The organism is Streptomyces sp. NPDC001492 (assembly GCF_053597275.1).
This window is the reverse complement of the sequence record NZ_JBSFHW010000120.1, coordinates 1-1,274: the sequence shown is the minus strand read 5'-3', so window position 1 is coordinate 1,274 and position 1,274 is coordinate 1. Positions and strand designations below refer to the sequence as shown.

General features: G+C 65.9%; 1 protein-coding gene. It reads right to left on the bottom strand.

What is annotated here, in order from left to right:
* Nucleotides 1-1,259 (bottom strand): condensation domain-containing protein (locus ACWC1K_RS50670; RefSeq protein WP_450841004.1); only part of this gene is annotated, 1,259 nt, incomplete at its 3' end.
* Nucleotides 1,260-1,274 lie beyond the last annotated feature (15 nt).

The window sequence follows — 1,274 nt, the reverse complement described above, 5'->3', positions numbered from 1 at the left end:
AACGCGGTGCGTAGGTTGGGATACCGGTCAAGCAGGGCCTGTCCGGCCGCTCGCATGCGCTCGGCTTCAACCGGGCCCTCGATGTGGAAGGCCAGCTGCATCTGGTAGGCGTCGAAGCCGTCGTTGTTCAGCATCGTGTGGAAGAGCAGGCCGGACTGGAGGGCGGTGAGGGGCCAGACGTCGGACAGGGAGGGATAGCGCCGCTCCCACATCTCGATGTCCTGCTGGCTCGCACGCACCAAAGGCAGGTCCGAGGGGGTGAACCCACCCGCATCCGGAGCCACGGCATGCCCCGCGAGCGCCTCCAACGCCGCGCACCACAGATCCGCGAGTTCCTGCACCTCCGCACGCTTCAGCACACCCGCCGGAAACCCGATCACCGCATCGAACTGAACACCTTCGTCGGTATCCACCACAACCGAGTTGATCTCAAGCGTCGACAGCGCCGGCATATCGGGGCTCAACTTCGCACTCACCGCATCGGCTTCACACACCTGCGTCCACCCGAGACCGCGCAAATGAGCCGGCATGTCGGTGGCCGAGAAACGCCCCAGATAATTGAAACCGATCTGACCGCACCCGTACCGCGCAAGCTCAACACCCGTCTCACCATTGAGATAACGCAGCAGACCGAACCCCACACCCTTGTCCGGCACCGCCCCAAGCTGCTCCTTGACCGCCTTCAGCACACCCCCGGCAGCCACACCCCCGGCCAAAACCTCGTCCAGATCGAACCCGGCAGTGTCCAAACGCACCGGGAACATGCTCGTGAACCAGCCCACCGTGCCCGACAGATCCGCACCCGGCACCACCTCCTGCTCACGCCCATGCCCCTCCAACCGCACCAGGACAGACGACTCCTCCACCCCACGCCCACGCCGCCACCTCGCCACCGCAACCGCCAACGCGGCCAGCAGACCATCGTTGACCCCACCACGGAAAACCGCCGGCACCCTCGACAACAGAACCCGCGTCACCTCCGGCGACAACCGCACCCGCACCCGCTCCACCGTGGACATCACATCCACCACCGGATCCAGCACACGCGAACCCAGCAACGGATCCGAACCCTCCAACACCGAGCACCACCACGCCAACTCCGCCACCCGCCCGGGCCTGTGAGCCTCGTCCATCAAGGCATGCGCCCAACGCCGCACCGAAGTCCCACTCGACGCCAGCACCGGCACCCGCCCATCCCTGACCTGCCGCCACGCCTCCGCCAAATCCGGCAACAAAATCCGCCACGACACCCCATCCACAACCAGATGGTGGAG